Annotated in this window: 17 protein-coding genes; 5 read left to right on the top strand and 12 right to left on the bottom strand. The window is 70.7% G+C overall.

The window, feature by feature from the left end:
* Positions 1-9: 9 nt before the first annotated feature.
* The 6 genes from BKD30_RS04020 to glf form a co-directional block, all read right to left on the bottom strand.
* Positions 10-1305, bottom strand: coding sequence for a nucleotide sugar dehydrogenase (locus BKD30_RS04020; RefSeq protein ID WP_076702357.1), 1296 nt, complete (start codon positions 1303-1305; stop codon positions 10-12).
* A gap of 140 nt (positions 1306-1445) precedes the next feature.
* A complete protein-coding gene (locus BKD30_RS04015) occupies positions 1446-2870 on the bottom strand; it encodes a hypothetical protein (protein ID WP_143588042.1) in 1425 nt (474 codons plus the stop codon).
* A gap of 545 nt (positions 2871-3415) precedes the next feature.
* Positions 3416-4156 carry an ABC transporter ATP-binding protein gene (locus BKD30_RS04005; protein ID WP_076702347.1) on the bottom strand — a complete coding sequence of 247 codons (741 nt, stop codon included), beginning with the start codon at positions 4154-4156 and terminating at the stop codon, positions 3416-3418.
* Positions 4157-4196: 40 nt separating this feature from the next.
* Positions 4197-5048 (bottom strand): ABC transporter permease, encoded by an 852-nt coding sequence (locus BKD30_RS04000; RefSeq protein WP_076702345.1) that lies wholly within the window; start codon positions 5046-5048, stop codon positions 4197-4199.
* Positions 5049-5086: 38 nt separating this feature from the next.
* Positions 5087-7141, bottom strand: coding sequence for a glycosyltransferase (locus BKD30_RS03995; protein ID WP_083955996.1), 2055 nt, complete (start codon positions 7139-7141; stop codon positions 5087-5089).
* A complete protein-coding gene (glf, locus tag BKD30_RS03990) occupies positions 7138-8325 on the bottom strand; it encodes a UDP-galactopyranose mutase (protein ID WP_076702342.1) in 1188 nt (395 codons plus the stop codon). The genes BKD30_RS03995 and glf overlap by 4 nt, the downstream gene beginning before the upstream one ends.
* Before the next feature lie 288 nt (positions 8326-8613).
* On the opposite strand from glf, the gene BKD30_RS03985 reads away from it, so the two are divergent.
* Positions 8614-12969, top strand: a complete 4356-nt coding sequence (locus BKD30_RS03985) for an FtsK/SpoIIIE domain-containing protein (RefSeq protein WP_076702339.1) — start codon at positions 8614-8616, stop codon at positions 12967-12969.
* On the opposite strand, the gene BKD30_RS03980 is transcribed toward BKD30_RS03985, so the two are convergent.
* Positions 12941-13369 carry a hypothetical protein gene (locus BKD30_RS03980; RefSeq protein WP_076702335.1) on the bottom strand — a complete coding sequence of 143 codons (429 nt, stop codon included), beginning with the start codon at positions 13367-13369 and terminating at the stop codon, positions 12941-12943. The genes BKD30_RS03985 and BKD30_RS03980 overlap by 29 nt on opposite strands.
* A 283-nt stretch (positions 13370-13652) precedes the next feature.
* Here BKD30_RS03980 and BKD30_RS03975 point away from each other — a divergent pair, with 283 nt between their 5' ends.
* Positions 13653-13901, top strand: coding sequence for a WhiB family transcriptional regulator (locus BKD30_RS03975; RefSeq protein ID WP_076693750.1), 249 nt, complete (start codon positions 13653-13655; stop codon positions 13899-13901).
* Between the two features lie 91 nt (positions 13902-13992).
* Here BKD30_RS03975 and BKD30_RS03970 read toward each other — a convergent pair whose 3' ends face one another.
* The 4 genes from BKD30_RS03970 to BKD30_RS03955 all read right to left on the bottom strand — a co-directional run bounded on the left by BKD30_RS03970 (position 13993) and on the right by BKD30_RS03955 (position 22583).
* The gene (locus BKD30_RS03970; protein ID WP_076702331.1) at positions 13993-15510 is read right to left on the bottom strand and encodes a sensor histidine kinase; all 1518 of its coding nucleotides are present in this window, start codon (positions 15508-15510) and stop codon (positions 13993-13995) included.
* Between the two features lies 1 nt (position 15511).
* The gene (locus BKD30_RS03965) at positions 15512-20392 is read right to left on the bottom strand and encodes an NAD-glutamate dehydrogenase (RefSeq protein ID WP_083955995.1); all 4881 of its coding nucleotides are present in this window, start codon (positions 20390-20392) and stop codon (positions 15512-15514) included.
* A gap of 86 nt (positions 20393-20478) precedes the next feature.
* On the bottom strand, positions 20479-21936 hold the full coding sequence (locus tag BKD30_RS03960; RefSeq protein ID WP_143588041.1) for a chromosome partitioning protein: 1458 nt from the start codon (positions 21934-21936) through the stop codon (positions 20479-20481).
* A complete protein-coding gene (locus BKD30_RS03955; protein WP_076702325.1) occupies positions 21933-22583 on the bottom strand; it encodes an SAF domain-containing protein in 651 nt (216 codons plus the stop codon). Before BKD30_RS03955 ends, BKD30_RS03960 begins: the two co-directional genes overlap by 4 nt.
* 167 nt (positions 22584-22750) lie before the next feature.
* Here BKD30_RS03955 and BKD30_RS03950 point away from each other — a divergent pair, with 167 nt between their 5' ends.
* Positions 22751-22960, top strand: coding sequence for a helix-turn-helix domain-containing protein (locus BKD30_RS03950; protein ID WP_076702322.1), 210 nt, complete (start codon positions 22751-22753; stop codon positions 22958-22960).
* Positions 22961-22980: 20 nt separating this feature from the next.
* Here BKD30_RS03950 and BKD30_RS03945 read toward each other — a convergent pair whose 3' ends face one another.
* Entirely contained in the window at positions 22981-23538 is a 558-nt protein-coding gene (locus BKD30_RS03945; protein WP_076702318.1) for a hypothetical protein, read from the bottom strand.
* A 95-nt stretch (positions 23539-23633) separates the two neighbouring features.
* Here BKD30_RS03945 and BKD30_RS03940 point away from each other — a divergent pair, with 95 nt between their 5' ends.
* The gene (locus BKD30_RS03940) at positions 23634-24401 is read left to right on the top strand and encodes a LysM peptidoglycan-binding domain-containing protein (RefSeq protein ID WP_143588040.1); all 768 of its coding nucleotides are present in this window, start codon (positions 23634-23636) and stop codon (positions 24399-24401) included.
* Positions 24398-25045 (top strand): Rv3235 family protein, encoded by a 648-nt coding sequence (locus BKD30_RS03935; RefSeq protein WP_076702312.1) that lies wholly within the window; start codon positions 24398-24400, stop codon positions 25043-25045. The genes BKD30_RS03940 and BKD30_RS03935 overlap by 4 nt, the downstream gene beginning before the upstream one ends.
* Positions 25046-25053: the final 8 nt, after the last annotated feature.

Genomic DNA, 25053 nt, shown 5'->3' with positions numbered 1-25053 from the left:
GTGTCCGGCTCAGGCGGCCGGGCGGCCGATCACCCGGTAGGTCACGCCCGGCCACGCCTCGGGCGAGGACACCCGGCGCCCGTCGATGAACGTGCGGATGCCCGGCAGGTCCGCCGGGGACAGGGATCGGTATTCGGCGTGGTCGGCCTGCACCACCGCCGCGTCGACCGGCTCGCCCAGGTGGTACGGCATGAAGCCGAGCTTGCCCAGCTCCTCGTCGGTGTACATCGGGTCGTGCACGAGAGCGGTGGCGCCCCGTTCGGTGATCGAGGTGACGGCGTCGAACACCCCGGAGAACGCCGTTTCCTTCACACCCCCGCGATAAGCGGCGCCGAGGACGACGACGCGCTGGCCGGTCAGGTCACCGTGCGCGCCCTCGAGCAGGCCGACCGTGAAGTCCGGCATCCCGGCGTTGGCCTCCCGGGCCGCACGCACCACGGTGGCGTCCGGGTCGTTCCACAGGTACAAACGCGGGTAGACCGGGATGCAGTGACCGCCGACGGCGATGCCGGGCTGGTGGATGTGGCTGTAGGGCTGCGAATTGGACGCCTCGATCACGTTGTAGACGTCGATACCGTTCTGCCCTGCGAACCGGGCGAACTGGTTGGCCAGACCGATGTTCACGTCCCGGTAGGTGGTCTCGGCCAGCTTCGCCAGTTCGGAGGCCTCCGCGGACCCCAGGTCCCACACGCCGTTGGGGCGGGCCAGGTCGGTGCGCTCGTCGAAGTCGAGCACCGCCTCGTAGAACTCGCTGGCCCGCTGCGCGCCGACCTCACTCAGGCCGCCGACCAACTTGGGGTACTTGCGCAGATCCTCAAATACCCGGCCGGTGAGCACCCGCTCCGGGGAGAAGACAAGGTGGAAGTCCTTCCCCTCGGTCAGACCGGAGATCTCCTCCAACATCGGCTTCCACCGGGTGCGGGTGGTACCGACGGGCAGCGTCGTCTCGTACGAGACCAGCGTGCCCGGGGTCAGATGCTCGGCTAGCGAACGGGTCGCCGCGTCCATCCAGCCGAAATCGGGGCGCGCCTGCGCGTCGACGAACAACGGCACCACCAGCACCACCGCATCGGCGCCGGGAACGGCGTCGGCATAGTCCGTGGTCGCTCGCAACCGCCCGGCCGGCACGAGCTCCGTCAGCTTTTCCTGCAGGTGCGCCTCGCCCGGGAACGGCTCACGCGCCTCGTTGACCTGGTCCACGACCGCGTGATTTACGTCGACGCCGACGACGTCGTGCCCCTTCGACGCGAACTGAACGGCCAGCGGCAGGCCGATCTTCCCCAGAGCGATCACTGCGATCTTCACGAATCGGCTACCTGTTCTCCTGCGTTCCATGGTCCGGGATGTTCACGGCCACCCCTGATGAAGCCCCCGTCAATGGTAGCGGGCGGCGTCGGCCTCCCGGCGCACCGGCGCACCGGGAGGGGCCGGTCACGACGTAGGGATCAGCGCCTTCGTCCGCGAAGGACGATCACGTCGCCGTGGGTTCCATATCCGAGAACTGCTGCGTCATGAGTAGTTCCGTCGAAGGTGAGGATGAGTGGCTCGTCGTCGGGGTCGATCACCAGCGGATGAGGGATGTTCGTGAAATACGGGGCGGCGAGGAGATCGACCTGGGCCATGCGTGCGTCATATATCGGATAGTCACTGGCGTCACCGTCGCTCGCGAGCACGTACAGGCGCCCGTTCAGCAGCGTCAGCAGCGTTCCTTCAGTCTGTTCACGGGTTGTATCGCTACCAACGTGTTCGAGGGGACCGTCCCAGTTGACTCCGCGGGCGGAACGTGCCAAGGCCGGACGGAAGCTGAACCGGGGGTCATAGGAAGTGCATTCCACAAATGCGAGCCACCACCGACCGGCGTGGTGCAACAGGGAGGGGTCCCAGGCGTCGAAAGCCGTGGGCAGATCCCAACGATTCGATTCGAGAACGTGGACACCCTCGAGCACCTTCTCCTCGGTCGTCGCCCAGCGAACGTGAGCATTTCTGTCGAAATCACCCCAGGAGCTCACGCCGACGACGAACGTGCCGCCACCGCGAAGGATGAAACCGGCATGGTCACCGAGACGTCTGCCGTTTCTGTCGAAGAACACATGGCTTTCCAGTCGCAGGTCAGCGGGATCCTCCTTGGAGAAGGAAAAAACCGCCCAATGTGCGGTGGGGAAGAAGCCCGGCCCGGCACAGGTCGCGGTGATCCAGAGCCTCCCGTGATTACGGACCGGCTCTCCGTCCATGTCGCGGACGAGTTGGGGGTCGCGTACACCGAGGTAGCCGAAGTAGCCGGCCCGCACCCGTCGGAAGTCGCCCTGATAGAACAGACGGGAGGTAGTCAGTAGAGCAGCGTCGCGTAGATCGATCCCCGCGTTCCCGCCACAGGGGTGCGTGAGCAGCACGCGCCAAACGGCCCCATCCCATCGCCACAGCGTCACGATGTTCTCCGTGATGCTGACCGCCGTGCGAAATCCCTCGCCTGGGAACATGGTCTGTGTCAACACGGTTGCGGTTCTACCCGCAAGCTTCAGCATGATTCGCGCCCGACCGGATTCAGCGTTGTAATCAGCCCAGACATCACCGACCCTTGTTTCGATGCCGGCTGCGGAGAGAACCGCGTCTTCCTGCGGTGTCAACTCCACCGTCAGAAAGGGAGCGAGCAGATCAGCGTCGACGCGGCACGGCTCGTCGGTCTGCAAACCTTCCGCGTCGAACAGAAGACCACTCGCAGGCAGCAACTCAAAGGGCCGGAATCGACTTCGTTCCACGAACTCGAGCCCCGACCAGCCGTTCCCGGTGTGCGGAGGTCTGCCAGCGAGCTGGCGAACTGCGTCGACGATGCGACCCGTCGAAGCCGACATTCGCGTGCGAATGGAACCCATGGCCGTAACGATAACCGAGACTCTGATCTGCCGGTCCGTGGCACTCCGGTCCTTCGCACGCCGGTCGGTGTGACCACGTCCGAGTACACTCGAGCACCATGCATCTGGGCCGGGGTACAGCATTCTGATCGAACGGATTCCCGGCCGGGACACTGGACGTGGTGAGGCAGGTCACCGCGCTCTCGTCGTCCTTGTGCTGCTCTGGCCGGAAGCGAGGACGAATGCGGCGTCGAAGTACATCGCGTCCGCGCGGGGCGGACGATTCCGACTCGCCGCGGCGTCGGCGTGGACGATGAGTCTGCAAGAGCCCGCCGTGATGGTCCTGTTGGCGGGTCTCGGTGCCGCGTACCGGCGACCGTCCGGGATCTCGACGTCCACAGCCCTGCTCGTGGTGAGCTTGTCGCAACGGGGCATCGAGGTGAGTGTCGCCTTGGTCGCGGTTTGGCTGCTGCTCTTCCGACGCCAAGTGGCCGTGGCGTGGCATGTACTGCCCGTGGGCAAGACGGTGCCAGCCGCTGCGCTGAGCGCACCGACGCAGTTCCGGATCAGTCCTCGCCGCGGAGCCGCTTGATCGCGTCCGTCACCGACCCGTCCACGACCTTGCGTCCATGTTCGAGCAGAATGCCCCGATCGCAGATGTCGGCGACCTTGTCCAGCTCGTGGCTGACAACCACGAGGGTGTGCCCGGCGGCGATCAACTCGGCGATCTTGTCCATGCACTTCTTCTGGAACGGCTCGTCGCCGACGGCAAGGATCTCGTCGACCAGGAAGACGTCGGGGGTCGTGTGGATGGCCACGGCGAACGCGAGCCGCAGGTACATGCCCGACGAGTAGAACTTCACCTCGGTGTCGATGAACTGGCCGATCTCGGAGAACTCAACGATGGCGTCGAACTTCTCGTCCAGCTCACTCGCGGTCATACCCAGGATTGCGCCGTTGAGGTAAACGTTGTCCCGGCCGGTTAGATCGGGATGGAACCCGGCCCCCACCTCGATCAGTCCGGCGACGCGACCGCGCGTCGCGACCAGGCCGGAATCGGGCATCATGACACCGGAAATCATCTTGAGCATCGTCGACTTTCCCGAGCCGTTCAGACCGAGCAGGGCGACGGCCTCTCCCTCGTGGACGTCGAAGGACACGTCGTCGATCGCCGTGAACTTCTCGGAGAGGTCGCCGCGACGACCCTTGATCAGCCACATGAAGGCTTCCTTCATGGACCGGGTGTGCCGGAGGACGAAGTCCTTCCGCACGTCCCGCACGGTGATCGCCAGCGGGGTGGCTGTCACGGGCTGACGCGCGGTAGAGCGCGATGCGTCGGGCCGCGGTTCAGAGTTCCTGGGCAAAACGCCCCTCCAGACGGGAAAACATCAGGCTGCCGACGAGCAGGGTGAGCAGGGCCACCAAAGCGGCCAGCGGCGTCCACACGGTGAACAGGTGGGGCGGCACTTCGAGCACGACGCCGAAGCGGCCGTCCACCGTGCCGCGCCACCAGCCGAAGTGGAACAGCTCGACCGCGGGGGTCAACGGGTTCAGCATGTAGACGTTGAACCAGAGGTCACCGAACTTGTCCTGCACCATCGTCCACGTGTAGAGCACCGGCGAGAGCCAAGTGGCCACCATGATGTAGAGGTCGACGAGGTTCTCCGAGTCCCGAAAGAAGACGTTCGCGGCACCGAAGATCAGGCCCAGTCCCGTGGCGAAGACCGCCGTGATGATGAGCCCGACGAGGATAGCGACGACGCTCAGCAGGGACGGCGCCCAGCCCACGATCAGGCATGCGATGACAAGGACGACCATCTGCGGGACGAAGTGGACGCCGGCGACCCACAGCGTGGCGAAGGAGAACAGCTGCCGGGGCAGGAAGATCTTCTTGATCAGGCCGCCGTTGGCGACCATCGCCCGGGCACCGTTGCCGAAGGCCTCGGAGAAGAAGTTGATTACGACGATCCCCGAGAACAGGTAAATCGCGTAGTTCGGGGTGCCCTTTTCCAGCTCGAGGAAGATGCCCATGGCCACGTAGAACACGACGAACTGCACGGCGGGCCGGATGTAAGACCACAGCAGGCCCAGCACCGAGCCCCGGTAGCGGACCTTGACCTCCTTGTTGACCAGGAGGCGCAGGAGGTAGAAGTGGCGGATGACGTCGCGGAAACCGCGGCTCCTTCCGGGCGTGGTCATCCCGGGAGGAACGGCGAGCGACGTCGTCGAGCGAGAGCTCAACTCCTGTCCTTGCGCGGCGCCGCCGGTTCCGGCTCCGACGCCGCGAACGTCGCTGCCCAGGCCTCGCGGGACGTGTAGTACGGCAGCGCATCGCGGTACTGCCGGGCGAGGGCGTCCCAATCGCGGTGAAGCCGCTGGTGCAGCCGTGTGCTGCGGCCCATCATCCGCTTGAAGGTGCCGTCGTCACGCTTGTACCAGGAGGCGCCCGTGCCATCGGCGCTGGAGACCAGCGCCGAGTCGAGGGTCGCCATCCGCCACCACTGCAGGTCGAGGGCGGGCACCCGGGCCTCGGGGTACTCCGCCTCCGCCGCCCGCGTGGGCAGCATCTGGTGGACGGCACCGGCCAGGAGCCGGGCTGCGCGCGTGATCGGCCCGCGCGGCGGGCGGGGCTCGAGACCGTGGTGGAGCGGTTTGACGCGCTTGACGGGCGGGAAGTCCGCCAGATCCTTCTTGACCTGGGCATCGCTGAACGAGCCGCGGACCTTCCGCACCTGGGGGAGCCGGCTGCCGATGGTGCGATGCAGGTGCTCAGGCCCCCCCAGCAGATCCTCCAGGGCCATCGCCCGCAGCTCGGCGGCCGAGTACTGCATGGACACGAGGTGGCGCAGGTCGGTCAGCACCGACTCACGAGGCAGGTTGCCTCCCTTGGCGTACGGGCTGTAGAGCAACGCCGCGAGCCAGCGGTTGCGGGCATGATAGTACGCCTGCCAGTCGATGGTGTCGTCCTTCTCCGTCCACGGCATGTGCCAGACGGCGACGCCAGGCAGGGACACGGTGTCGTAACCGGCCCGCTTGGCGCGCAGCCCGTACTCGGCGTCGTCCCACTTGATGAAGACGGGCAGGGCGAGGCCAATCTCGCGGATGATCTGCGTGGGAATCAGGCACATCCACCAGCCGTTGTAGTCCACGTCGACCCGGCGGTGCATCCACGGCGTCGTGCGCAGGTTGCTCCCGGCGAAGTCGTGCGCCTCGCGCACCCCGTCGACTGAGCCCCACATGAAGCGATACTCGTTGACCCTCTCGCCGAAGCTGTGGATCACCGACTTCTCGTACAGGTTGAACATGTGGCCGCCCACGATGGTCGGCCGGCGTGCGAAGTCGCCGAACTTGACGGCCCGCAGGATTGACTCTGGGTGCACGTCGACGTCGTCATCCAGCAGCATCACGTACCGGCTGCGGTCGTCGCTCGTCGCCTCGTACATGCCGCGGGCGAAGCCTCCCGAGCCTCCGAGGTTCCCTTGTTCGAGGTGGACCAGCTTCTGCCCAAGCGTCGCAGCCACCTCGTCGTAACCAGGTTCGTTCCGGACCTTCTGGTTCCCTTGGTCGGTGATGATGAAACGGTCGACGACGTCGGCCAGGACATCCGCCTCCCCCAACGCTTTGAGATTACGAACGCAGAAATCGGGGCGGTTGTAGGTGGTGATCGCGACGCTCACGGTCCCGGGGACGTATCCGTCGGGCTCCGGCACCGACCACTCCGCGAACGCGAGCTCGACCGCGGTGTCCGCCGTGACGACGTCGAACCAGTACCAGCCACCGTCTCCGAAGGCGGCCAACGGCAGATCGGTGAACTGCGCGGACCCTGTCATCTCCAGGGTGACGACCCGGTTGGACGTGCCACGGGCGGTCGAGCGGTACACCAGCACCTTGCAGGGACCGGTCGTAGACACCGTCAGGCGGACCGTGTCCACCGAGCTGTAGGCCCGCCAGTACGACGCCGGGAACGCGTTGAAGTAGGTGCCCATAGAGATGCGCGTGTGCGCGGGAATGTGGATGCTGCGCTCACCCGAGAGCAGCTCCGAGCGCAGTTGGTTGGTCTGCGCCGCGACGGCCCCCTCCGCCGGCGCGTTCTCAGCGGCCGGCTCGTTCTCGGTGGCCTCGGTCGGCCGGAGAGAGGTGACGGCAGCGTGCCGCTGCGCGTTGAAGTCGACGAACAGGGGCAGCGTGTCAGTGTCCGAGTCCGTGGGGAAAACCACGTGATGGACGACGTGCCAGTTCCTGTCGCGGCCGCTGATATTGCTGTCCTGCGTCGTGCGCGTTGCTGTGCTCATTCGTCCACTCCCCCGCTGACCAGCGGCTGCCCGCCGCTGAAGTGCGGTTTGATCGTGTTCTCGTACATGGTCAGGGCGGAGCCGATGGCCATGTGCATGTCGAGGTACTTGTAGGTGCCGAGCCGGCCGCCGAACAGGACCGACTTCTCACCCCGGGCGAGATCGCGGTAGGCGAGCAGCTTGGCGCGGTCCTCGGCGGTGTTGATCGGGTAGTAGGGTTCGTCGCCCTGCTGCGCGAACCGGGAGTACTCGCGCATGATGACGGTGGCGTCCTTCGTGTAGTCCCGCTCCGGGTGGAAGTGCCGGAACTCGTGGATCCGGGTGAAGGGGACGTCCTCGTCGGGGTAGTTCATCACCGGGCAGCCCTGGAAGTCCTCGATGTCCAGGACCTCCTCCTCCAGGTCGATGGTCCGCCAGGACAGGTCGCCCTCGGCGTAGTCGAAGTAGCGGTCCACCGGGCCGGTGTAGACGGCGGGCACCTGCCCGAGCACGGCCGTGCGCCCCAGTTCGTGGTCCTCGTCGAAGAAGTCGGTGTTCAGGTGCACGTCGATGTTCGGATGGTCGGCCATCCGCTCGATCCAGGCGGTGTAGCCGTCGACCGGCAGGCCCTCGTGCGTGTCGTTGAAGTACCGGTTGTCGTACGTGTAGCGGACCGGCAGCCGGGAGATGATGTCCGCGGGCAGGTTCTTCGGGTCCGTCTGCCACTGCTTGCCGGTGTAGTACTTGATGAACGCCTCGTACAGGGGGCGGCCGATCAGCTGGATGCCCTTGTCGTTCAGGTTCTGCGGGTCGGTGCCCGCGAGTTCACCGGCCTGCTCCCGGATCAGCTCGCGGGCCTCGGCCGGACTGTGGGCGGCGCGGAAGAACTGGTTGATCGTACCGAGGTTGATCGGCATGGGGTACACCTCGCCCCGGTGTCGGGTGTAGACCCGGTGCACGTAGGACGTGAACCGGGTGAACCGGTTGACGTACTCCCAGACCTTCTCGTTCGAGGTGTGGAAGAGGTGCGCGCCGTAACGGTGCACCTCGATCCCGGTGCGCTCCTCGTTCTCGCTGTACGCGTTGCCCCCGATGTGGTGCCGACGGTCCAGCACCGCCACCTTCAGGCCGAGCTCCTCCGCGGCTCGCTCGGCCACGGTCAGGCCGAAGAAGCCCGAACCGACGACGACAAGATCAGCTTTCACCAACACTCCTGGGGATCGAGGAATCCGGGCGCGTGGGGACGCTACCCGAAAGAGCACCGGCCCAAGATTACCCGACCGGCCCTGCGCTCCGACCGGGAACGGGGCCGACGACGGCGTGCCGCGCCGCCGCGGCCACCGCTCCGTGCGCGCGCTTCTCCCTCCACCAGGGCCAACCAGCATCGGGTTGTGCACATCGTCACGTCGGCCTCATCCGGAAGGGCCTGGTCGACCCTAGGGTCGAGCCGAGGACGCCGGTACGGTGCCGGTTCCGGGCGAGAGGAGACCCCGATGCTGCTGCAGGTCGTCCTCGTGCACGGGCCCGGCGCGGCGGGATGCCGGTGCGGCGTCCCGGTGGTCCATCTCGTCGCCGACCTGCCGGACCGTTCTCCCGCGCTGCCCCTCGAGGGCCGCCCAGCCCGGGCCTCCGCCCGGGACTGGAGCGCGCCCGGGGTCGCGCTGGCGGAATTGCTGGCGCGCGCCTGCGGGCACGTCGACGCCACCGTCGACGGCACGCCCGTGGCCCGACTGCGCACCCTGCCGGCCACCGGCGCTCTCGTGGTCCGGGTGGGAGTCCCCCCGTGCCGCGATGGCCCGCCGGACGGGCTGCGCACCGCCCCGGCATCGAGCGCCGACCTCACCGCCGGACTGGTTCTCGGCGTGGTGGGTGGCACCGGCGCCGGCACCCTGCTGGCCCTACGCCGGGGACGGCACACGGTCGGCCGGATCGGCGCCGACCTGGTGGTCGACGACCCGTCCGTCTCTCGCCGGCACGCCACCGTGGACGTGCTGGCCGACCGGATCGTGCTGACCGACACCGGGTCGGTCAACGGGTCGACCGTCGACGGTCGGTCTCGCCGGCAGGGGCTGGTCACCGTGGCTTCCCGGATCGCCATCGGCTCGGTGCCGCTGTGTCTGCGCGCGCTCGACACCGCGCTGCCGGCGCATCCGACCGCGATCCGCTCACCCGCTCCTGCCACCGCACCGTCGGCCGCCCCTCCCCGCAGCACCTCGCCGGGGCTGCTGGTGGCCACCGCGGCCCTGCCCCTGCTGATCGGCATCGTCCTCGCCACGACGACCGGGTCCTGGCTGCTGCTCGGGCTGACGGCGATGTCGGCCCCGATGAGCCTGCTGCCGGCACTGGCCGGGCTGCGCGCCCGGCAGCGGCGGGGTGAGCCGGTCGACGACGATGCCACCACGGAGGTCCCCGACCTGACCACGCACCTGCTGGCGGCTCGCCAGGACCTGCCTGGTCAGAGCTCTGTCCGCCAGGACGCCGCTCACGAGGACCCAGCTCGCCAGGACACAGCTCGCCGGCACACTGCCGGGCGGTTCGCCGGTGCCGGGCAATTCGACGGTGCCGGGCAATTCGACGGTGCCGGGCAATTCGACGGTGCCGGGCAATTCGACGGTGCCGGGCTGCGGGCCTGTCGCACGCCGGCGGGCGAAGGCACCGATGATGTGTCCGCCCTTCCCGCGGTGCTGCTGCGGCTGGGCGCGGAGGCCGTCCCGGCCGCAGAGCCCTCGACGGCAGGATCACCGGGGACCGGACCACCCGGCACGGCACCACCCGGCACAGCACTGGCGCGGTCGGGAAGCCTGGCGGTCCGACTGGCCCGCTCGGTCCGGCGTCGCGGCGGGCGGGCCCGGGGACGGCCGCCTCGGTTCGGCCGGGGACCAGCCGTCCCCGTCGGGCCGGTGCCGGTGATCCTCGACCTCGGAGCGCATCGCCGCGTCGACGTCGTCGGTGGCCCGGACCACACCTCCGCACTCCTCCGCGCGGTGCTGACCCAGCTGGGCGGCCTGGACCCGGCCCCACGCCTGCACCTGTGCGCTGACCCGGACCTGACGGCGAGCGCGCGGTTGCTCCCGTCCGTCACCGTGCTCTCCCCGGCACTCCGACCGCTCTGCGCTCCCGACGAACCCGACGAGCGATCCCCGGGGGCAGCGCTGCCCGACCTGCTCATCGTCGACGTCGACCGGTTGGACGCGGCCGGGCGGACCGAGCTGGACCGGGTGCTCCGTGAACCGCCGGCCGGCCTGTGGCTGGTCGGGTCACCGGGCTCCCTACCGGACCGGTCGGCGAACCGGCCGGCCGAGGAGCACCGGGCCGCCATCCGGCTGGGCGCCCCCGCGTCGACCGTCGGCACACCCCCACGCGCGCGGCGATCGTTCGTGCCCGACCTGATGCCGGCGGCAGCTTTCGAACGGTACTGCGTCTGGCGAGCCGGGTCGTCGCACCCGGCCGTGGCAGCCCCGGCGGCCGCCGCCGCCGTGCCGCTCCGGTGCACGGCGGACCGGGTGCACGAGCGTGCGCACGGGATCGTCGCGGGCGCGCGGCTGCCGTGCGTGCTCGGGATGGCCGCCGACGGGCCCCTGCTCGTCGACCTCGCCGCCGACGGACCGCACCTGCTGATCGCCGGCACCACCGGCGCGGGCAAGTCCGAACTGCTGCGCACCCTGGTGATGTCGTTGACCCGCGACCGCACCCCGGCCGAGCTCGGCCTCGTCCTGATCGACTTCAAGGGCGGCACGGCCCTGGCCCCGCTGGCCGCACTGCCGCACTGTGACGCGTTGGTCACCGATCTCGACGGCGGCCTGGAACGCACCCTCGCCTCACTGCGCAGCGAACTGCGACGACGGGAGTCGTTGCTGCGGAGGTACGGCGCCGACTCCGTCGACGACCCCGCCGTCCCACCACACACCGCGCCCGGCCGGCTGGTGATCGTGATCGACGAATTCCGGGTGATGGTCGACGAGCAGCCGGCCGGCCTGGCCGAACTGGTCCGCCTCGCCGCCCAGGGCCGCTCCCTCGGTATCCATCTGGTGATGGCGACGCAGCGACCGCGGGGCGCCGTCAACGGTGACATCCGGGCCAACACGGCGATCCGGATCGCGCTGCGCACGCAGTCGGCCGACGAGTCGTTCGACGTCCTCGGCTCGGCGGTCGCCGCGGATCTGCCGGCCCGTGTGCCCGGCCGGGGCTGGATCAGCGTCGGCGACCGGTCACCCGTGCTCTTCCAGACGGCCACCACCGCGGTCCCCGGGTCGAGAGCGATACGTGCGGACGTCCCCCGGATCGCCGTCTGGGACGGTGGCGGGATCGAGCCCGGCGCGTGGATCTCCTGCCCCGCTTCCCCACCCCGTGCCGGTCTCGCCGTGACCGGGACGAGCCCGTCCGGCAGACGGCCACCGGTGCCGGTCCGGCGCCGCGTGATCGCTGCCCCCCTGCCGGCCGACCCGTCCGCGGCGGATGTGCTCGCGCTCGAGCAGCCGGATTCACTGCCCGGGGGTACCCCGGTCGGGCTGATCGACCGGCCCGACGAGCAGCGGCTGCAACCGTGGCGGTACACGCCCGCGACGGACCCGCACCTCGCCGTGCTCGGCGACGACCACACCGCGGTCTTGGCCGTGGTGCGGCGCCTGGTGCCGGCCACCGCGTCCGGGGCCCGGTGCTACCTGTTCGACGCGGCTGACACCCTGGCGGACCTGCTGCCCCCGGGATGCGTGGGCGCACGGGTCACCGGTGCCGAACCCCAGCGAGCGGTACGTCTGCTCGAGCGCCTCGACCGCGTGGTCGCGGGCCGAGCCGCGCTCGCGCCCGACCCCGGAGCCCACTCCGTCACCCCGTTGCTGCTCGTGGTGCACGACTGGCCGACCTGGTGTGCCGCGTTCCGGGCCCAGCCCTGGTCCGACGGGGAGGGGTTGCTGCTGCACCTGGCCGCGGCCGGAACCGCGGCCGGTCTGGGCCTGATCGTCAGCGGCGGACGCGACCTGATCGGCAGCCGGATACTGGCGCATCTGGGACAGCGCGTGCACGTGGCCGGTGCAGCGGACGGGACGACCGCCGGCTGGCCCCGGCTACCGAGGGTGGAACCGATCCCGGGCCGGGTCGTCGTCGAGGGCCCCGGCTCCGGCCCGGCTCCGGCCCGCGCCCAGCTGATCGTCCCTCCGCTCCCGACCGAGCTGAAGGCTCCGGCCGGGCAGGGCGACCCGGTGCGGGACGGGCCGGTGCTCCATCCCCTGCCGGACCGACTGTCCCTGGCAGATCTGCACCGATGCGCCCGTCCGGCAACGGACAACACCGGTGGCGCGGAGGGCGGCACTGGCACGGGTGGTGCCGGGTGGTCCCTGCTCGCCGGCCTCGGCGAGGCCGCGGAACCGCAGCACGTCCGGGTGGGGCCGGGCCTCGTCCTGCCCGTGGTCGGTGCCGCCGGCTCGGGCCGTAGCACCCTGCTGCGAGCGCTCGCCGAACTCAACGGCGGCCTGATCCGTCCGGTCGAGCGTCCCTCGGCGCCGGGCGTGGTCCTGGTCGACGACGCGGATACGCTCGATGCCCGAACCCTGCAGCGACTGACCGAGCTGCTCGCCGCGGGCCACTGCGCCGTGGTCGTCGTGTCGACGGCGACCGCCCTGACCCACCGGTTGCCGCTCCTCACTCCCGCGCTGGCCGAACGTCGCCTGGTCGTGGTCGGCGCCACCGATCCGGCGGCACTGGTTCCGCTGGGCGTCCGCCTGCCCGTCGACCCGGTCGCGGTGCCGGGTCGCGCGGTGTGGTTGGCAGGGGCGAGCCGGCACGTGTTCCAGGTCCCGGACGTTCCCGGGCCCGGTGGCCTCCTCAGCCGGCGGCCGGGGTGGGGGTGGTGAAGGCGACGACGTCACCACGGAACAGCAGGTAGATGACGGCCAGGGCCGGCAGCCCCAGCAGCAGGGCCCAGCCCCAGAAGCCCCCCGTGAGCGAGGGCACCGCGAGCGCGAACAGGAAGAACTGCCACACCAGCACGGCCGCTCGCGCCCACCGTCGACCACGGGTGAGGGCGATCGCGCTGACCGCCTGCCACCCGGCGACCAGCAGGAGCAGGACCAAGGTGAACACGGCGCCGCCGAGGGAGTCGGCCCGGGAGGAGAACAGTGCGGCGCCGTACCAGGACGCCACGACCAGCACCCCCACAACCTGGAGGACCACCAGCCCGGCCAGGACGAGGACGGCGATCGGGCACCGAGGGCCGCGGTCACGGCCCGCGGCGGCGGGGTCGGTCTCAGTCATGCGACATCCTGTTCACGCCAGCAGCCTATCCGCGGCGGTGCGCGGCCGAACGGACACCACCCCGGTGGCGAGGGCAAGGACGGCGACCTGTGATCTTTTTCTCAGGTCTGTGGCGAAGGTCCGGGACGCGACCCCTTGTCTACCACAACGTTGCATGTCAGGCTGTATACAAGCCGTGAACGTCGACTCTTCCCCGGGTCCGTTCGACTCATTCTGTTCCCCCTGGCGTCCGTGAGCCCTCCCCCGGTCGATTCCGGACGCCGTGCAAAGGAGTGTCATCACCATGGATTGGCGTAGTCGTGCCGCGTGCCTCGAACGCGACCCCGAACTGTTCTTCCCCGTCGGCAACACCGGGCCGGCGCTGCTCCAGATCGAGGAGGCCAAGAGCGTCTGCCGGCGGTGCCCCGTGATGGACACCTGCCTGCAGTGGGCCATCGAGACCGGCCAGGATGCCGGTGTGTGGGGTGGCATGAGCGAGGACGAACGACGCGCGATGAAGCGTCGCGCCGCTCGGGCCCGTCGCGCCAGCTGACCGCTTCCGTCCGACCCGTTTCTTCTGATCTGATGGCCCGCACCCGCGAGGTGTGGGCCATCAGTCGTCTTTGGACCGGCCGTGCGGGCCCTCACTCGTCGTGCGCGGCTCCGCTCATCGGCACGGTCACCCGCACCAGCGTGCCACCGTCGGGCCGCGGTTCCCAACCGATGGTGCCCGCCAGTTCGCTGCCCACCAGGGTTCGCACGATCTGCATGCCCAGGCCCTCGTGGTCGGGCGCATAGACCGGCGTCCGGCCCCCAGGGCCGGGCGGTCGGGCGGTCAGCCCCGCGCCGTCGTCCTCGACGGTGACCGTCAACTCCTGCGCCCGGTCCTCGGCCTGAGCCCGGAACGCCGAGACCGTCACAGTCCCGGAGCTGTCCCGTAGTCCGTGCTCGACGGCGTTCGTCACCAGCTCGTTGATCACCAGAGCCAGCGGCGTGGCCAGGTCGCTGTGCAGCTCGCCGAACCGGCCCACGAACGCGGTACGGACCTCCTGGCCCGGTGAGGCAACCTCGGCGGCCAGCCTGATCTGGCGGCCGATCAGTTCGTCGAAGTCCACGTTCTGCGCCAACCCCTGGGACAGGGTCTCGTGCACGAGGGCGATGGTGGCCACCCGGCGCATCGCTTGGTCGAGCCCTTGGCGGCCCTCCTCGGACTTCATCCGGCGGGACTGCATGCGCAGCAGCGCCGCGACGGTCTGCAGATTGTTCTTCACCCGATGATGGATCTCCCGGATGGTCGCGTCCTTGGACACCAGTTCCATGTCCCGCCGACGCAGTTCGGAGACGTCCCGGCACAGCACGAGCGCGCCGAACCGCTCCGCGCTGTCCCGCAGCGGGATCGCCCGGAGCGTCAGACTCACCCCTCGGCTCTCCACCTCTGTGCGCCACGGCATCCGACCGGTGAGCACCAGCGGCAGCGTCTCGTCCACCAGCCGTCGGTCCCGCAGCAGCGGCGTCGTCACCCGCGCGAGGGACTGCCCCTCGAGCGAGTCGACCTCGCCGAGCCGCCGGAACGCGGACACGGCGTTGGGGCTGGCGTACTGCACGATGCCCTCGACGTCGAGCCGGATCAACCCGTCACCCACCCGCGGCGCACCGCGGCGCGTGCTCGTGGGCGTGGCGAAGTCGGGCCACAGACCGAGGGTGCACATCCGCAGCAGGTCGGACCCGCACTGCCGGTAGGTCATCTCCAGCCGCGAGGGCAGCCGCGCGTTGGACAGGTCCAGATGGCTGGTGATCACGGCCAGGGAACGGCCGTTGCGCACCATCGGCACCGCCTCGACCTGGGTGCCGTGCTCGTCGGCACCGTCCGTCGCGGCGCTGCGCTCGATCTGCCGGCTCTGCTCGGCCCTCGCCACCAGCGGCGCCAGCTCGGCCGGGACCCGCTCGCCGACAGGATCGGTGTGGAACACCGTGTGCGACGTGGACGGGCGCACGTGCGCGACGGCGACGTACCCGCCGGCCCCGTCGGTGAACCAGAGCACCAGGTCGGCGAACGCCAGATCGGCGACCAGCTGCCAGTCCCCCACCAGCAGGTGCAACCACTCGGCGTCCCCCGGACCGAAGTCGGCGCGCTTCGTCATGGGGTCGGTGAAGATGGCCACGTCACCTCCGGACGATGGAACGGAGCAGGCGCAGCGCCACCGACAGCGAGGCCATGTCGTCGGTCTGCCGCGTGGTGGCCTCCGTGAACATGCTGCGCACCCGATCCAGCCGCTCAGCGTTGTCCTGCTGCCACCGGTCCAGCCGCTCCACCCCGCCGGCGTCGGGCGTGTCCCCGGTCGTCTCGAGCACGGTGGTCGTCAGTTCCGCGGCGGTCGAGTACAGGTCCTCCCGCAGGGCCGCCCGCGCGAGGGCCTGCCACCGGTCGCGCCGCGGCAGCCGGGTGATCCGTTCGAGCAGGTCGTCGACCTCGAACCGGTCGTAGACGGCGAAGTACGTGTGCAGGACCAGTTCCACCGGTTGCCCGCTCTGCCGCGCCAGCTCGGCGACGTCGAGCAGGGCGTAGCTCTCGAACAGTCCCGCCCACCGGGCCGCCAGGCCGTCCGGGACGCCGCCGTCGACCGCGCGCTGGTACCACTGCCGTTCCCGCTGCTGATCGGCGCCGCGGAGGAACCGGCCGATACCGCTCCGCAGCGGGTCGATCACCGGTTCGAAGAGTTCGACCGACCGGCCGATCTCCTCGTCCGCGTAACCGTGGGTGACGAACCAGCGCACGGCCCGGTCCAGTAGCCGCCGCATGTCCGAGTAGATCTGGCACCACGTCTCGGTGGGCACGCCGGCGGGAACCTCGGTGAGCATCCGCACGACGTCGTCGAGCGCGTAGATCCGGCGCAGCGCGGTGAAGGCCCGCGCGATCGACGACTCGTCGACACCGGTCTCCTCCATCGCCCGGAACGCGAAGGTGATACCCCCGATGTTGACCATGTCGTTGGCGATGGCCGTCGCGATGATCTCGCGGCGCAACGGGTGCGCGAGCACCTCGTCGGGGAACCGCTCGCGGACGGGGGTCGGGAAGTAGGCCAGCAGGACGTCCTCGAACCACGGGTCGTCGGGCACGTCGCCGCGCAGCAGCGCCCCGGTGAGCTGGATCTTCGCGTACGCCGCGAGCACCGACAGCTCCGGGGAAGTCAGACCACGGCCGTCGGCGATCCGCTCCTGCACCTGTTCGGTGGTGGGCAGGAACTCGAGCGCCCGGTCCAGGTCGGCGTGCTCCTGGAGCCAGTCCATGTGCCGTTCGAAACTGGGCGCCCATTCGGGCCCGTGCTGCTTGTCGTTGAGCAGCAGCAGGTTCTGGTCGACGTTGTCGGCCAGCACCAGATCCGCGACCTCGTCGGTCATCGCGTGCAGGAACGCGGCGCGCTCACCCGCGTCGAGACGGCCGGCGCGGACCGCGGAGTCGACCAGGATCTTGATGTTGACCTCGTGGTCGGAGCAGTCGACGCCGGCGGAGTTGTCGATCGCGTCGGTGTTGAGCACGACGCCGGTCAGGGCCGCCTCGATCCGTCCCCGCTGGGTCATCCCCAGGTTGCCGCCCTCACCGATGACCCGGGCCCGCACGTCGGCGCCGTCGATCCGGATCCCGTCGTTGGCCTTGTCGCCCACGGAGGCGTTGGTCTCCGTCGACGCCTTGATGTAGGTGCCGATGCCGCCGTTGTAGAGCAGGTCGACGGGGGCGGCGAGGACCGCCCGGAGCAGTTCGGGCGGGCTGAGTCGGGCCGTGTCCTCCGGCAGACCGAGCGCCGCCCGCACCTGGGCCGAGATCGGGATCGACTTGGCCGACCGGGGGTAGACGCCCCCGCCCTCACTGATCAGGTCGGTGTCGTAGTCGGCCCACGAGGAGCGCGGCAGGTCGAACAGGCGACGGCGTTCGGCGTACGACGCGGTGGGGTCCGGGTCCGGGTCGAGGAACACGTGCCGGTGGTCGAACGCGGCGACGAGCCGGATGTGCTCCGAGAGCAGCATGCCGTTGCCGAACACGTCACCGCTCATGTCGCCGACGCCCACGACGGTGAAGTCGTCGGCCTGCGTGTCGAGGCCGAGTTCCTTGAAGTGCGCCTTGACGGACTCCCACGCGCCGCGCGCGGTGATACCCATGGCCTTGTGGTCGTACCCGACCGACCCGCCGGAGGCGAAGGCGTCCCCGAGCCAGAAGCCGTAGTCGGCGCTGATCGCGTTGGCGGTGTCGGAGAACGCCGCGGTGCCCTTGTCCGCGGCGACCACCAAGTACGGGTCATCGCCGTCGTGCCGGACGACGTCGTCGGGCCCGACGACGCGAGCCGTGCCGCCGGCGTCGGTCACTCGGTTGTCGGTCAGGTCCAGCAGGGCGCGGATGAAGGTGCGGTACGCGTCCTGCCCCGCCTCCAGCCAGGCGGCCCGGTCGGTCGCCGGGTCGGGCAGTCGCTTCGGGTAGAAACCGCCCTTCGCACCGGTGGGCACGATCACGGCGTTCTTGACGGTCTGCGCCTTGACCAGACCGAGGATCTCCGTGCGGAAGTCCTCCTGCCGGTCGGACCAGCGCAGACCGCCGCGGGCGACGGCACCGAAGCGCAGGTGGACGCCCTCGACCTCCGGCGAGTAGACCCAGATCTCGAACTCGGGCCGCGGTACGGGCGCGGACTCGATCCGCCGGGTGGCGAGTTTGAACGCGAGGTGGGTGCTGCCCTGGTAGAAGGTGGTGCGCAGGGTGGCGTCGATCACCTCGGCGAAGGCGCGCAGCAGCCGGTCCGCGTCCAAGGTCGCCACGGCGTCGAGGGCGGCATCGAGGGCGGCGCGGGCGTCGTCCCGCCGGGCGGTGCGGTCCGGATCGTCGGCCGCACCGTACTGCGGGTCGAACGCCGCCTCGAAGACGGCCACGAGCGCGCGGGCGACGTCCGGGTTGGCCAGCAGGGTGTCGGCCATGAACCCGTAGGAGCTCGTGTTGCCGAGCTGGCGCAGGTATTTCCCGTAGGCGCGCAGCACCTGCACCTGCCGCCAGTGCAGCCCCTCGGCGAGGATGAGCCGATCGAACCGGTCCGTCTCCATCGCCCCGGCCAGCGCGGCGCGGAAGGCGTCGGCCAGGTCGTCCGCGCCGGCCATCGGGTCGATCCCGGCCGGATACTGCAGGCCCAGGTCGTACAGGTGGAAGATGGCGCCGTCGGCCCGCTCGATGCGGAACGGCCGTTCGTCGAGCACCTGCAGCCCGAGGTTGTGGAACACCGGCAGCAGCGCGGTCAGGGACCGCGGCTGCCGCAGATAGATCTTCAGCCGGGCGTCCGCGGCCGCCGCCGGACTGTCCTCGTCGGCGCTCGCCGCGTCCGGTCGCCGCAGCGCCAGTTCCGGATGCCCACCGGCCTCGGCCTGCTCGAAGCGGCGAATGTCCTCGAGGGCGTCCTCCACCTCGAAGTCCGCCCGGTAGGCCGCAGGGAACGCCTCCGCCCACTGCCCGGCGAGCCGGCTCACCTCGCTCAGGTCGGCGCGGGTCCGCAACACCTGCTCGATGCCTTCGGACCACGAGCGGCCGGCCCGCTGGACCCGCTTCTCCAGTTCGTCGACGTTCACCTCCCTGGCCTCCACGCCCTGCGGCAACCGGATCCGGAAGTAGAGCCGGGCGAGCACCGACTCACTCATCCGCGCCTCGAAGTCGATCGACTCGGCCCCGAAGGCGGCGGTCAACTCGTTCTCGATCCGGTGCCGGACGCTGGTGGTGTAGCGGTCCCGCGGCAGGTAGACCAGGACCGAGACGAACCGGCCCCACACATCGGTCCGCAGGAACAGCCGGGTGCGGCGCCGCTCCTGCAGATGCAGGATCGCGGTCACCGTCTCGATCAGCTCGTCGGTGCTGATCTGGAACATCTCCTCGCGCGGGTAGGTCTCGAGGATGTTCTTCAGGTCCTTGCCGGAGTGGGAGTCGGGCGGGAAGCCGCAGTGCCGCAGCACGGCCTGGACCTTGTCCCGGACCAGCGGGATGTCCTGCACGGACCCGATGAACGCGTCCGCGGCGAGCACGCCGAGGAACAGCTTCTCGCCGATCACCTCGCCGGCGGCGTTGAAGTCCTTCACCCCGATGTAGTCGAGCCAGGCGGGCCGGTGCACGGTGGAGCGTGAATTGGCCTTGGTGATGACCAGTGCCGTCTTCTCCCGCGCCTTGCGCCGGCCGGCGCTGGTCAACTGGTGCTGCACGTGTTCGGCGTGGCGCAGCACGCCGAGGGCGGTGCCGGGCCGGTTGACCAGCACCTCCTCCCCGTCCCGGTCGACCAGGTCGTGCTCCCGGTAGCCGATCAGGGTGAAATTGTCGTCGGCGAGCCAGCGCAGCAGTTGCGCCCCGCTGGTGCGTGCCGTGATGGTCGGGTCCGTCAACGCCTCGAGCCCCTCGGCGGCGTCGATCAACCGGTCCCGCATGGACGTGAAGTCCTCGACGACGGCGCGGACGTCCCCGAGCACGCGGCGGACGCCGGCGACGAGCGCGTCCCGCGCGTCCGAGGACTCCATCCGGGCGGCCTCGACGGCGATCCAGGACTCGACGGTGCTCACGGTCTCCCCCGACTCGACGTCGGCCACGCGGGCGGAGACGTGCGGCATGGCCGCCGTGTCCCCGCTGGAGACACCGCTGTGGCTGGGCACCCGCTCGACGCCGCGCAGGCGACCGGTGGACCGGTCCCGGGTGACGATGAACGTCGGGTGGCTGACCTGGCGGATGGCCGCGTGGTGGCGGGCGACTTCGGCGACGACGGAGTCGACGAGGAACGGGGTGTCGTCGGTGACGACGTAGAGCACGGTGGCGTCCGGCTCGGAGTCGGCCAGCACGAGCGCCTCACCCCGTTCCCGGGTGGCGGCGAGCTCCCGGTGCCGGTGGATGCGCTGGGTCAGGGTGTCCACCTCGTAGGACGCGAGGTCCTCGGCGGACAGGTGCTGGTAGTAGTTCCGCACGAACCCGTCGTCGTCGGGGTCCACGGTGGTGACTCCCGACGACGGGGCGGGTCGAGCGGACTGTTCTCCGGCAGACATCGGGGGTGGCCTCCGTAAGCATCGGGTTTCGCATCCGCGCCGTTGCGGACGTCACCGTCGAGCCTAGTCCGTGCGTGTGATGGTGGTCATGAGCGCCTCGCCCAGCCGTCCGTCGCGTTCTTGTGCAGGTGCCCGGCCTCGTCCGGTGCGGTCGCTGGCCGGCGGAACCACCGGCGGCGTGCCGCGTCGTCGACCGGGCGCAGTCCGAGCCCGGTGGGCGCCAGGGCGCGGATACCGGCCCGCAGGGCACTGCCCGGCGCCGACTCCCGCAGCACCGTGCCACCGAGCAGAGCGGCGTCGGCGGCCGGATCGGCGGGCAGCAGGACCGCGATCGGCAGATCCGGCCCGTACCGCTCCCACGCGGCCCGCACCTGCTGCCGGCTCCCGCGGCCGACGCTTTCGCGGCGCACCTTGTTGATCGCGACGACGGGCGTCGCCGTGGGCACGGCCTCGGTGAGGTCCGCGATTCCCTTGACCAGCCGCGGCAGACCGATGGCGTCCGCGGCGCCGACCGCGAGCACGACGTCGGCCAGCTCCAGGGACCGGAGAGTCGCGCCGTTACGGCGGGGGGCCACCGTGTCGAAACTGAGCTCCTCGTCGGCCTCCAGGCAGAAGCCGCAGTCGACCACGGTCGCCCTGGCCGTGGTCCGGCACAGATTCAGCACTGCGCCCAGCGCGGAGGACCGCAGTTCGGGCCACCGGTCGGGGCGGGTGATGCCCGTCAGTGCGCGCAGCCGGCCGCCGCCGATGACGACGTCCGCGGCCACCCGGTGCAGGGCGGTGGTGTCGAGCAGCCCCTGGTCGGCGAGCCGGCACGCCTGGGCCAGGGGAGCGGTTTCGTCCAGCAGACCGAGCATGACGGCGGTGCTGGACCCGTAGGTGTCCACGTCGACGAGGTACGCCGTCCCGAGCGCGGCCGCCAGTTCGGCGGCCAGGTTGACGGCGACCGTGCTGCGCCCCGGGGCGCCGGCGGGCCCCCAGACCGCGATCACGACGCCGGCGTCGTCACCGTCGACCGTGTCGACGGTGTCCGGAACAGCGGCGGGCGGGTGGCCGGGCCCGTCCGCGCCGGGATCCGCGAACGCACCCCCGGGGTCACCCCCGGCGGCACCAGCAGCGGCACCGTCCGGGTCGGTCCCCGCCGCCCTCTGCCCGGTGGCGGTCGAGCCGGGGGCCGCCCCGGAGCCGGGGCGCGGGCGGGGATCGGCGACCGCGGCCACGACCGCGGCGGCCAGATCGGACGCGGTGATGGCCGGCGGCAGCACACGCGCCCCCAGATCGGTGAGCCGGCCGACCTGCTCCCGGTCGGCGGTCAGGACCAGCACGGGGATGCCCGCGCGCGTCATCCGGTCCAGCAGATGGCCCGGCACGTCGACCAGCTGACCGGCGATCAGGGCGACCTCCGCCAGGCCGCTCTCGCACACCGCCAGCAGCTCAGCCAGCTCGACGCACCGGCGCACGACCGTGACCGGCCCGCGCAGCCGCTCGAGCCCGGCCACGTGGTCGGCCGTGCTGTCTCCGAAGATCGCGAGCGGCACACTCATCGGGCCGCCGGGTTCCAGACCACCGAGATCCGGGCCCGGTTGCCCAACGCGTCGAGGATCTGCGGCATGGTCGCGTCGTCGACGAGAACCTGGAGCACGGTCTGCCGGGAGGCGCCCAGCGCGGACGTGGTGGTGGTGACCTCCGCGATCTCGGCACCCGGCAGCAGGCGCGCGGGCTTGAGATACGTGTTCGGGTTCGGACCCGGCATCGCCACCCAGACGTCCACCCGAGCACCGGCCACCGCCTCCCGGGGCAGGGCCTCCGTGACGGTGATCGCGACCGGCTTGCGGTCGAGCGCGTCGGGCCGGCCGACCGCGGACGCGGCGACGAGTTCTCCCCGGGGCACGTGCCGGGTGACCACAGCCCCGTCCGGGGGCAGCGCCCCAGGCCCGAGGTAGGCCGGTGCGGCGTCACCGAGCCGGACGCGGGTCACGGTCAGGTCCTCGGTGCGCAACCGCTGCCCCACGGTCAGGTCGGTCCGGGCGGTGAAGACCTCGGTGCTGCGGTCCAGCCCGGCGACCAGCGCCACGACCCCGGCCACGGAAGCGGCGACGAGCAGGATCCCGAGCAACAGGCGGGGATCCTTCCACGACGGCCGCCTCAGGCGCGGCGTCTCCACCCCGGGACGAGTGGTCGTCGTGGTCATCGTGTCCCCCCCTCACATGCCCTGCGCGGCGGGCACCGTGGTCCTACTGTAGACGCCGGCCCGGTCAGGGTCATCGGGTAGCCGAACCTGTGGACAACGCCCGGACGCGTCCGGGCGAGTGTCAGAATGAGGGACGAGAACACGACAGCCGGTGAAGGAGGTGCACGTTGCCCCGCTTCCTCACGCTCAGCGACGTCTGCGAGGAACTGCAGATCTCGTCCGCGCAGGCGTACGCCCTGGTCCGCAGCGGTGAACTGCCCGCCATCCAGGTCGGCGGACGCGGACAGTGGCGGGTCGAGCAGACCGTCCTGGACGCCTACATCGAGGCCAAGTACGAGCAGACCCGGCAGCAGGTGGCACGGGACCGCGCCCGCTGACCCGGGCCGCGCACCACCGGTCAGCGGCCCAGTGAACTGATCCGTACACAGGCCGTCATCGGCACCGTGGTGGCCACGCCCGCGCGGTCCGGTCGTAGTTCTCCCGGATGCACCGGGGTCACGTCGAGGAAGTCCCGGCCTACGCGTTCGATCCGGCCGCGCACCGCGGTGGATCCGGGTCCCGTCGCGAGGCTCAGGGTGACGACGGCGCGGTCCCGGCTCAGCCCGCGGAGAGCGGACGCCAGGGTCAGGCGGTCGCTCAGCGCTGAGGGCGTCGGGACGGCCGCGCGATGCAGCCCTTCCCAGGACCGACACCAGGACGCCACCACGATGACATCCAGGGTCCCGGACCGCAGACACGTCCAGTCCGCGCCGGTGAACCCGAGGATGCCGTCAATGGTCTCCCCGTCGTCCTGCAGCACTCGGACGCGGCGCCCGGTACTCGCGCGCAGCCGGCCGGCGAGCGTCACGCCGAGGTGGTCCAACCTGGTGCGCTCGGCGATCTCGCTCTCCCGGACCCGGTCCTGCAGCGTCGACCACTGGCTCTGCAGGTCCTCGAACAACGCGTCCCACCTCATGTCCACACCGTAGCGCCATCCCGTTTACTGAGATTGACCAAAGTGCTACAAATGACATCAAACGCAATCGAACGACATGGATGAGCGTGATCGGGATGAATCGAGTGCGGTCGGCGAGCGTGGCCGCGGCGGTACTGGCCGCCGGCGTGGTGAATGCGGTGGCGGGTGGCCTCCTGGTGACCCGCCTGCGGCAGTCACCGTTCACGGATGCGGGATTCGAGGTCACCATCGGTGTCACGGTCTCGGCCGCGGGCATCGCCATCACCGGGTGGTGGGTGATGTGTCTCGTGGTGACCGTGGTGGCCGAGTTGCGCCGGCGCCGGACCGGCCGGGAGCCGTGCGTCCCGGGAGTACTGAGCCCGCGTTTCATGCGTCGACTGGTCGGGGTACTGCTGGGCGCCCACCTGCTGGCCGGGGCGCCGACGGCCGTGGCCGTCGCCACGCCGGAGCCGCCGATGGTCACGGCCCCTGCCGACCCGGTCCCGGGCATCACCGCGACGAGTTCGCGGCTGCCCGTCCTGGACGGTCCAGCCGTGCCGGCCCCGGCGCCCGGCGCCGACCCCTGGTTCGTGCCCCGGGCACCGGCCTTGCCGGACGGAGCGCCGTTGGTCCGCCCACCGACCCGTGCTGACCCACCGACGGCCACGACGACGGCGACGGTGATGGCCGGGGACAGCCTGTGGACCCTCGCCGCCCGTCAACTCGGGCCACTGGCCACCGATCTCGAGGTCGCACGGCAATGGCCGCGCTGGCACGCCCTCAACCGTGCCGTGATCGGGCCGGACCCCGGGCTGATCCGACCCGGGCAGGTCCTGCGGATCCCCCCTGCGCGGCCCGGCGGCGAGCAAGGTGAGGGACGATGAACACGGGGATCGGTGCCGCGGCACCGTTGCCGCGGCAGGACGAACCGACCGGGCGGACGAGTCCCGGGCGGAGCGAGCCGGTACCGGTGCCGCCGCCGATCACGACGCGCTGGGCGCCCGTGCAGCGCACCGGTGCTCCCCCGCTGCGGCGCCGCCCGTCAGCGGTCGCGCCGCCGGTCTCGCTCGGGGTGGCGACCGGTGCGTCGGCCGGGGACGACGACCGCACCGGACCGGACCGGGAACCCGCGCGGGTTCTGCCCCTGGAGGACGAGACGACGCGGCGGGTGATCGCCCAGACGCGTGCGGTCGGCCAGGCGATCCTCGAGGTGCTCGCCGGCGCGCGACCGGCGTCCCAACTGATCCGCTGGATGGACCCGACCGTGCACGACGCGCTGGTGCTGCGCGCCGACCTGGTCCGGGCCGGCGCAGCCCGAGCGGCGGCACGGGGCGGGCCGGGCACCCCGGGGCAACGGCGCCCGCCGTTCCGGGGCGCCACCGTCCGCTCCGTGCATGCCTGCCGGGTCACCGCGCGACGTTACGAGCTGAGCCTCGTGATCAGCGAGCCCGGGCGGTGCCGTGCAATGGCGCTGCGACTGGAGTTGAGACACCTGCAGTGGCGAGTCACCGCCCTGCAGATCGGCTGAGCCGATGC

Origin of the sequence: Tersicoccus phoenicis, from assembly GCF_001968835.1 — a bacterium.
Classification (GTDB): Bacteria; Actinomycetota; Actinomycetes; order Actinomycetales; family Micrococcaceae; genus Tersicoccus; species Tersicoccus phoenicis.
This window is presented reverse-complemented; position numbering and strand designations above follow the sequence as displayed.